Annotated in this window: 10 protein-coding genes; all 10 read right to left on the bottom strand. The window is 27.3% G+C overall.

Annotation, left to right across the window (positions count from 1 at the left end; all coding sequences use genetic code 11):
* Window positions 1-154: 154 nt before the first annotated feature.
* The 10 genes from QX51_RS10755 to QX51_RS10710 all read right to left on the bottom strand — a co-directional run bounded on the left by QX51_RS10755 (window position 155) and on the right by QX51_RS10710 (window position 8,769).
* Window positions 155-1,168 carry a serine/threonine-protein kinase gene (locus QX51_RS10755; protein WP_039679918.1) on the bottom strand — a complete coding sequence of 338 codons (1,014 nt, stop codon included), beginning with the start codon at window positions 1,166-1,168 and terminating at the stop codon, window positions 155-157.
* Entirely contained in the window at window positions 1,159-1,458 is a 300-nt protein-coding gene (locus QX51_RS10750; RefSeq protein ID WP_039679917.1) for a hypothetical protein, read from the bottom strand. Before QX51_RS10750 ends, QX51_RS10755 begins: the two co-directional genes overlap by 10 nt.
* A 179-nt stretch (window positions 1,459-1,637) precedes the next feature.
* Entirely contained in the window at window positions 1,638-2,159 is a 522-nt protein-coding gene (locus tag QX51_RS10745) for a 3'-5' exonuclease (protein ID WP_039679916.1), read from the bottom strand.
* A gap of 25 nt (window positions 2,160-2,184) precedes the next feature.
* Window positions 2,185-3,276, bottom strand: coding sequence for a murein hydrolase activator EnvC family protein (locus QX51_RS10740; RefSeq protein ID WP_039679915.1), 1,092 nt, complete (start codon window positions 3,274-3,276; stop codon window positions 2,185-2,187).
* A gap of 22 nt (window positions 3,277-3,298) precedes the next feature.
* The gene (ftsX, locus tag QX51_RS10735; protein ID WP_039679914.1) at window positions 3,299-4,195 is read right to left on the bottom strand and encodes a permease-like cell division protein FtsX; all 897 of its coding nucleotides are present in this window, start codon (window positions 4,193-4,195) and stop codon (window positions 3,299-3,301) included.
* Window positions 4,195-4,866, bottom strand: coding sequence for a cell division ATP-binding protein FtsE (gene ftsE, locus QX51_RS10730; RefSeq protein WP_039679913.1), 672 nt, complete (start codon window positions 4,864-4,866; stop codon window positions 4,195-4,197). The genes ftsX and ftsE overlap by 1 nt, the downstream gene beginning before the upstream one ends.
* A gap of 176 nt (window positions 4,867-5,042) precedes the next feature.
* Window positions 5,043-5,972 carry a S8 family peptidase gene (locus QX51_RS10725; protein WP_039679912.1) on the bottom strand — a complete coding sequence of 310 codons (930 nt, stop codon included), beginning with the start codon at window positions 5,970-5,972 and terminating at the stop codon, window positions 5,043-5,045.
* Between the two features lie 24 nt (window positions 5,973-5,996).
* Window positions 5,997-6,695, bottom strand: coding sequence for an MORN repeat-containing protein (locus tag QX51_RS19525; RefSeq protein WP_052233001.1), 699 nt, complete (start codon window positions 6,693-6,695; stop codon window positions 5,997-5,999).
* A gap of 98 nt (window positions 6,696-6,793) precedes the next feature.
* Window positions 6,794-7,804 carry a 3'-5' exonuclease gene (locus tag QX51_RS10715; RefSeq protein ID WP_039679911.1) on the bottom strand — a complete coding sequence of 337 codons (1,011 nt, stop codon included), beginning with the start codon at window positions 7,802-7,804 and terminating at the stop codon, window positions 6,794-6,796.
* 95 nt (window positions 7,805-7,899) lie between these two features.
* On the bottom strand, window positions 7,900-8,769 hold the full coding sequence (locus tag QX51_RS10710; RefSeq protein ID WP_039679910.1) for a tRNA 2-thiocytidine biosynthesis TtcA family protein: 870 nt from the start codon (window positions 8,767-8,769) through the stop codon (window positions 7,900-7,902).
* Between the last annotated feature and the right edge of the window lie 85 nt (window positions 8,770-8,854).

Genomic DNA, 8,854 nt, shown 5'->3' with positions numbered 1-8,854 from the left:
TAATTCTTTAAAATATAGTTGCAAATTTTGTCGAACTTTGTTATTATAAATATACAGTTATTTCCCCAATAACTGATTACTCCCCAAATAAAATATATTCCCTAATAAACCCCTTTTTATAATATATTTTAAAGAAAAACCCTACTTGAACGGATTAAAGTAGGGTTTTTTCATTTTCTTTTATAACTTTCCTTATTATTCTATATCCCTGCGCCTTACTTTCTAACTCTATATTATTTTTTATAATGTTAGATTCTATAAACCATATTTTATATTCTCGTTTTAATACAATATAGTTATCATCGTTTATCCATGTAAAATAATCCTTATTTCTTTTATCATATCTCCAGTCCAGATTTTCCTTAACTTTTGATAAATCATTTAAAATCTCTAATACATTCCCGTACCTTTCTTCTCTATTTACTTTTAAGCATTTTTCTATAACTTGAATTAAAGATTTAGGTATATGAGGTAAATACTTTTTCCTTACAGGAAATTTTCCATTTGATATGGCTAATTTTAAGTCATTTAAGTTTTTATATCTCTTAAGTTGATTATTATACTCTTCATTCCCATTACACATCCTATACAAAGTAGTTCCAACTTGATAAATATCAATACTACTATCTACAGTAGATGTGAAACACTGTTCTGGAGCTATATGCTTATAGTAAACATTTTTTAACTTTCCACATCCATGAATATCAAGTTGTATAGCGGAACCAAAGTCACCAAGTATGGCTTGATTATTATCATCTATAAGGATATTATTAGGTTTTATATCACAGTGAATCATATTATTATCATGTATATAATAAAGAGCAGATAGAAAATCTATGGCATATTTTATAATTTCCCTTACTGTTAAACTTTTAGAGTCTAAAATATAATTTAAAGATCCATTTCTATAATAAGGCATTGTTATATAAATATACTCATCATCATAAGTTGCATAATTTATTTTTATGATATTAGGATGATTTAATGAAGATATTTTCTTAGACTCTTCAAAATATTTATCATATTCTTTTAATTTCTTCTTGTCTATTTGTTTTAATATCATCTCACAATTGAGCTGCCTATCCTCCACTATATACAAAGCTGAATTTACTCCTTCTGAATTAATCTTTTGCAGTATTTTTAAATTTAATTTTGGACTTATTTCCATAGTATTACTCCTTTACTTGAAAATAATTCTTCTAAAACCCCTTCCATCTTAACTGCATCTACTATTTCTACGCCAATATCGTTGTCTACTTCCAAGTTATAGGTTTCTATATTATATTGATCAATAACAGTACTTATTAGTTTTTTTATATAAAATAATTTATCACCTATACTAAAAGAAATAGGCAATATGATTTCATCATCTTTAATCTTTCTTTTTTCATTTTGCTCATAGTAAACTATGTAAAACTTAACTTTATCTATATAAATATTTACATAAATGTGATTCATATTTAATCCCCCTATTATTTCTACTAATATATCATATGAATCTATACATTTCTTGAACACAAAAACTCGATTAAAAAATTAGCTTTACTTGAGAACGTATCCCACAAAACACTTTAAGACACTGCAGGGATCTACAATAAAAAAGAGCTATAGATTTAATCTATAGCCCTTTGGCTTAATTATATAAGTCCTGGGAAAACTTCATCTTTTATTATTAAAAATAACTCTGCTGTAGCCTTCGTGTCACTATCAGCTCTATGAGCATTTTCATTTTTAATATTATAATAATTACATGCAGTCTCCAGTTTTTTATTTTTTCCTTTATAAGATTTACATTTTTTAAGCATTTCCATAGTACATAAATGATTTTCTATAGGTTCTAAATCATATTTTTGCAAATAATAATTTAAAAACTTTAAATCGAATTTAGCATTATGAGCTATCATTACTCTATCACTTAAAAATTTTCTAAATCTAGGTAAAACTGTTTCTATACCTTCTTCATTTTCTACCATTTCATTTGTTATACCAGTTATTTCTGTTATTAAAGAAGGTATCATTCTATCTGGTTTTACTAATCTTGAATAGTTTCTTACTATTTGATTATCTTTTATTTCTGTTATACCTATTTCTATTATTTCACAACCACTATATGGGTCTAGTCCTGTAGTTTCTAAGTCTACTACCACATATTCTTGCATAAATACTACTCCTTATCCAAAAAGATTATAAGTAATTTAATGGGTTTTGAGGAGTTCCATTTACTCTAATTTCAAAATGTAAATGTGGCCCTGTTGATCTTCCTGTTGATCCTATTTTAGTAACAACTTGTCCTTTTTTAACCCTATCTCCTACTTTAACTACTAAAGAACTATTATGAGCGTAAAGCGATACTAATCCATTGTCATGTCTTATCATTACTGTATTTCCATAACTTCCTTGAACTCCCGAATAAATTACGGTTCCACTGGCAACAGCTACAGCTGGAGTTCCTGTAGGAGCTGGTATATCTATTCCTGTATGTAATTTTTTAGTACCTAACACAGGATGTATTCTATATCCAAAAGGAGAAGATATTCTGCTGTATCCAGGTACTGGCCATGATCCATTTGATATTACAGCATTTGAAGTAGATGAACTACCAGAGTTTGAATTATCAGAAATTGAATTATTTGAAACTGCAGACTCCTTTGCTGCTATTTTTTGTAGCTTTTCTTCTAATGCTTCTTCTTCCTTAAGTAATTCTTCCTTTAGAGCTTTCAGTTCTGATTTATCTTCCTCTAAACCTTCTTTATCTTTCACTAACTCATCTTTAATTACTTTTGCTTCTTCTTTATTTTTATCTAGTGTTTCTTTTTTATCTTCTACTTCACTTTTATCAGCTTCTAAGTCTTTTAACATTTGTTTATCTTGTTCTACAACTTCTTGCACTATATAAATATTATTTAAAAAGTCAGAAATAGAATTACTACTTAGTATAACCTTTAAATAACCTAGTGTATAGTTATTATTTATAACTTTTAATCTTTCACCTAAAATCTCCTCATTAGAATTTATATCTTCTTCTAATTTCTTAATTTCTTCTTTTAATCTTTTAGATTCACTATTAATTTTTTCTATTTTTTCATTTGCTTTATTAATTTTTTCTTTTAATTTTTCTGTTTTCTCATTTAAATTGTTTATTTTTACATCTAGTTCATCTTGTTTTTCTTGATTAGTTTTTAATTTACTCTCTGTACTTTCAGCATTAACATCTATTGCACTAGTAGCTGAAAATAACATAGAGCATATTAAAGCTGTTGAAATTATTTTCTTCATATTTCTTCCCCCAAATTATTATTTAAACTTTTAAATATTTTTTTACAGATAGTCCACTTCCTAATATTCCTACCATTATTCCTGTAACAAATAATACTAAAACTAATAAGTAAGATACACTTGAAAGAGGCAACATCATATCTCCCACAATTGAATTTAGAGATATCTGCACATTTTCTAATACATATTTGTACATTCCAGTACATACTCCAAGAGATATTACGGAACCAAATATACCTATTATACACCCTTCCACTATGAATGGTGCTATAACAAATCTATTGCTTCCACCTATGTATTTTATAACTTGTATTTCTTCTTTTTTACTGTATACTCTAGCTTTTATTGTATTAGATATTAATACTAAACAAATTATTAATAAAAATCCTATTACAATTCCTCCAAATTGTTTTACAGTATTTGATGCTTTTAAAAAGTTTTCCATTATTTCTTCATAATATTGAACTTCTACAACACCTTCTATTTTTTCTATACTTCTTGCTAATGATTTAATTTTTTGCGAATCAGCAATAGTTACTATATAATAATCATCTAAAGGATTTTTCACTCCTTCTAGCAACTCTTTATCCTCGCCAAAACTATCTTTCATGCTATCGAAAGCTTCATCTTTAGTTTGATATTTAACACTTTCAACTCCATTTATTTTTGCTAATTCTTCTTTTATATATAAAGTATCATCTTCGCTTAATTTTGAATCTAGCGCTACTCTAATTTCATTTACTTCATTTTGTGTTTTTTCCATAAATGAATTAATATTTAATACTATACATAATACTATTCCAAGTATAGCCAAAACAGATGTTACTGAAACTACAGAAATAAAACTCATGGTTTTATTACTAAATACACCTTTTAATCCTTGCTTTAAACTATATGTTATCTTTGACATTATTTTCATTATTCGCACCTCTTTGTGTCATAAATTATTTTGCCACCTTCAATTTTAACAATTCTTCTAGGAAATTCTCTTACTAACTCTAAGTTATGAGTAGCCATTATTACTGTAATCCCTTTTTTATTTATTTGATCTAGAAGTTTCATTATAGAAATTGAATTATCCATATCAAGGTTTCCTGTACACTCATCAGCTATAATAATTGACGGATTATTTACTAAAGCTCTTGCTATTCCAACTCTTTGACATTCTCCACCTGATAATTCATCTGGATATTTTTTATATTTATGAGCTATTCCAACTCTTTCTAAAGCTTCCATAACCTTAGGTCTTATATTCTTTGGCTTTTCACCTACTACTCTAAGTGCCAATTCCACGTTTTCATATACAGTTTTTTCTTTGATTAACCTGTAATCTTGAAAGACTATGCCTATATTTCTTCTGTATTTATGTAAAGATCTATTTTTTATATTAGTTATGTTTTCATTGTTAACTACAATTCTTCCATCTGTAAGTTTTTCTTCTCTAGTTATTAATTTTAGAAGACTTGATTTTCCAGCTCCTGAATGTCCTACTAGAAAAACAAACTCGCCTTTATCTATATTAAGATTTATATCTTTTAGACATTTATTTCCGTCAGAGTATTGTTTCTCTACTTTTGTAAATTTAATCATTGTCTCAACTCCATATATTTTAATTTTAATCATCTAATTAGTTACAATTTTGTTACTTTCTTATACATTATACCATTTTTTTGTTAAATTTTAAGAGAAAAAATAAAATTTTATATTTTTTCCAGAAAAAAGGCTTGAAACTTATTATAATTAAGTTTCAAGCCTTTAAAAATTATTTATTTTTTATCTTTTAAATAAACTAATCCATTTCCTTGTACGGTTCTGGGATATCCTAAATTTTTTGTGTATTTTATAAGTTGTGCATAAATTTCCTCTTGAGTTAAATCCCTTTGAAATTCTTCGTGTGACCAGTTTTTCAATAATGCTAAACTTCCAGTAACATGAGGTGCTGCCATACTAGTTCCACTTAAGCTAGCAAATTGATTATTAGGATAAGTAGATACTATATCTACTCCCGGCGCCACTAAATCTACTACTAAGTTTGAATTTGTAAAGCTAGCAGGCACTCCTTTTTTATCTACAGCTCCAACAGATATCACATCTACATAAGATGCTGGATATGAATATTCAAAATCATTTGCATTTCCATCTCCTTCATTACCAGCTGCACATACTACTAATATATTATTATTAATAGCATTCTTTATAGCTTTTTCTAACTTTGGGTCATCATTTGACATACCGAGAGACATTGATATAATATCAACTTTTTTTTCTACTGCATAATTTATAGCATTAATTACCCAGCTTACTTTTCCACTTCCAGTTCTATCAATAGCCTTCAAGATATACAAATTTGCCCATGGAGCAACTCCGAAAATTGTATTATTATCTCCATTGGCGGCTATAATTCCTGCCACATGAGTTCCATGACCAACTCTATCCACAACAATATTAGGATTTTTTTTATCTTCATCCGTAAAATTTCTAACAAGCGCTATATTATCCTTTAAACTTTCATGTTCTATATCACAACCAGAATCTATTACAGCAATATTTATTCCCTCTCCCCTGTTAGATTCACTCCACATATTTTTTGCTTGAATCATAGCTACTCCATAAGGTGTCTTTCCTGCATTCTTCACTCCACGATTCATAACAAATGGTACAAGCTTTACTTTATAATCCTCATTTTGATTTTTCATAATATTCACTCCAATATTATTAAATTATATATTAGAAACATCTCTCACAAAATAAGATCTAATATTTTTAATCACTTCTCTTTCATTACTTAAGTCCACATTATAAATATATTCCTCTTCATGTCCTTCTCTTATATATGTGCCCTCCACAATTGTTCCATTTTCAATAATAACCTTTAAATATGAATTTTCTGGTAGGTGAAAAGTTCCTACTCGACCCTTTCTATCTGCATAGTACTGGCCAATATATTTGTAGTCATCACAAGTATAAACTCCTATACCTTCTTTACATCCATTTTTAAAATCACCACTGTAAAAAGATCTATCCGCAAATACATACTTACCTACACACTCCATCTTATCATCTTTCCACATACCTTCATAAACATCTTTGTTTGCAAAGTAGCAAGTTCCAAGTCCTTCTCTTATGCCACTTTTGATTTGCCCTTTGTAAACATCTCCATTTGCATATCTAATTACATCTTCATCACTATTTATGTTGTACACCTTGGCATCTTCATTCCTATTATGTATATTAAACATATTGTATCTATTTTTAAGTAATGATTTGGTGTTTCTTCTCAACAGATAATTAATAGTTTTTTTACTCCCTACAACAGATGCTTTTATATTTTTTATATACCTTATAATTACTACTACAAGGACAATAAAAAATATTACCTTTAAAACTGTGGACATTTTGATAACTGTAGTTATAAACATACAACCTCCTCCTCTTACATAATTTTCTTTCTTATTTATATTTATATTTATAATATTTATTATTTAAAACAAAAAAAATGATTTCTTTTGAAATCATTTTACGTTATATCAGTTGCTACTTCAGTTATATTTTCAACTTCTAAATCTTCATTAAATAAATCTATTATATTATCTATTTCTTCTTCATATTCTTTTTGGTTTAATTTATATAAAAGAGCATCATCTAACAATTCCTTCATATCTAGATACAAATTATCTAGCACATAAAAATATCCCTCTTTTATATCTTTTAGTTTATCTAATGATTCTAGTTTTTTGCTTATATCTCGAACTATATCTATATCATGGACATTTATTTCTTTTATAGATGTTAAATAAGTTTTTATAGTTTTAATTACTTCTAATGATATACAATAAATATCAAACTCCCCACTTTGGTTATATAAATATTGTCTATATTCTTCAAATCTATTTTCTAAATCTTCATTCAAAGTAATAAAAGGTGGTTTTAAAAAGTCATGTATTATTAGTAAATTTCTTATTTTATCATTTTCTTCTAAAACTTTATCTAGTATATATAAATTATAAGCATCGTATAATGGATCATGAGCATCACCACAAAACTTTACATTTGCATATTCTAAAAGATTTTTTAGAGATACATAGTTCATACATTTAATTCCATAATTTATATACTTATCTTTAATATCCACAAATAGTTCTCTTATATTACTTAGAAATCTAGGATGATTATTTTTTTGAGAACTTAGTCTATCAGTATAATTAAAACACGTTAAATCTAAATTTCCAAATGTGTAAATACCTTCAATATCTGTATATATGCCAAGCCATGATTTAAAATCTCTCATCACACTTTCATAAGTTGGCGCAGTTTGTAAATCTTCTGTTGTTATATGTGTAAGTTCCTCAATATGCGGAAAAACCTCTTGACTAGTAACTGGTTTGATTAAAGATTTGAATTTATCTATTTTCCCACTTTTAGTATCATATTTAATGGCTCCAATTGCTATAATTTCTGCTTTAAAGCTCTCCCTCTTACTTTTGGAACTTGGCATATTCATTTCAAAATCCATGTAAATCTTCTTCAAAATAATTCCCCTCTCTTTATAGCTATAATTATATTTTATCATAATTAACATAAAGAAAAACCGTTGAATTATTATTTCAACGGTTATTTTGTATTTTATTCTTCATTTTCAAATTTATCTAAGAAAGAGTGTTTTTTCCCATCTTGTTCCCAGCCTAAAACTGAGTCTAAATATACATTTTGTGCCGATCTAAATATTGATTTTTCAACCTCTTGGAAGTTATCTCCTAGAGATTTAATTAAATCTTTTATTTCATACCTTTTATTTCCTGTCTTTTTAGCTGCAACCATACAAGCACAGTTTAGAGGCCAGATACCACTATTTTGTATGAATTTTATAATACTTTCTTCTCTTATATAATAAAGAGGTCTTATTATTTGTATTCCATCAAAGTTTGTTGAATTAAGTTTTGGAAGCATTGTTTTAAAGTTTCCAGCACACAATAAATTAAGCATAGTTGTTTCTATAACATCATCAAAATGGTGACCTAAAGCTAATTTATTACACCCTAATTCTTCAGCTTTATTATATAAAGCTCCTCTTCTCATTCTTGCACACATATAGCAAGGGTAATCACTTGCTATTTCATCTGCTACTTCAAATATATTTGCATCGAATAATTTTATTGGTATTTCTAAATACTCACAGTTATCTATTAATAATTGTCTTATATCTTTGTGATATCCTGGGTCCATTGCTATAAATTCTAGTTCAAAGTTTACCTGTCCATGTCTTTTTAATTCTTGGAACATTTTCGCCATAAGTAAACTATCTTTTCCACCAGATATTGCTACAGCAATTTTATCTCCTTCTTCAACTAATTTATAATCTTTTATTGCTTTTATAAATTTAGACCAAGTGTATTTTCTATATTTTTTTAATATACTTTTTTCGATTTCTTTTAAAGGTTTACGCTCGTCAAAAGGTACTATTATTTGACAGCCATTTCCTGCTAATTCACTCATCTTTTCACCTCATATTCTCTACATATCTATGCATAAATTTAATTTTATCATATTTCATAGGTTTTATACAAGCAAGCACTCACGA

Origin of the sequence: Terrisporobacter othiniensis, from assembly GCF_000808015.1 — a bacterium.
In the GTDB taxonomy this organism is placed as follows: Bacteria; Bacillota; Clostridia; order Peptostreptococcales; family Peptostreptococcaceae; genus Terrisporobacter; species Terrisporobacter muris.
Note: the sequence above shows the minus strand (reverse complement) of the source record. Positions and strands in the feature narration are given on the sequence as shown.

Bases quoted from the DNA above. Each gene is read 5' to 3' on its own strand.
- QX51_RS10745 (WP_039679916.1), bottom strand. From the start codon at position 2,159: ATGCAAGAATATGTGGTAGTAGACTTAGAAACTACAGGACTAGACCCA.
- ftsX (WP_039679914.1), bottom strand. From the start codon at position 4,195: ATGAAAATAATGTCAAAGATAACATATAGTTTAAAGCAAGGATTAAAA.
- QX51_RS10740 (WP_039679915.1), bottom strand. From the start codon at position 3,276: ATGAAGAAAATAATTTCAACAGCTTTAATATGCTCTATGTTATTTTCA.
- QX51_RS10755 (WP_039679918.1), bottom strand. From the start codon at position 1,168: ATGGAAATAAGTCCAAAATTAAATTTAAAAATACTGCAAAAGATTAAT.
- QX51_RS19525 (WP_052233001.1), bottom strand. From the start codon at position 6,695: ATGTTTATAACTACAGTTATCAAAATGTCCACAGTTTTAAAGGTAATA.
- QX51_RS10725 (WP_039679912.1), bottom strand. From the start codon at position 5,972: ATGAAAAATCAAAATGAGGATTATAAAGTAAAGCTTGTACCATTTGTT.
- QX51_RS10750 (WP_039679917.1), bottom strand. From the start codon at position 1,458: ATGAATCACATTTATGTAAATATTTATATAGATAAAGTTAAGTTTTAC.
- ftsE (WP_039679913.1), bottom strand. From the start codon at position 4,866: ATGATTAAATTTACAAAAGTAGAGAAACAATACTCTGACGGAAATAAA.
- QX51_RS10710 (WP_039679910.1), bottom strand. From the start codon at position 8,769: ATGAGTGAATTAGCAGGAAATGGCTGTCAAATAATAGTACCTTTTGAC.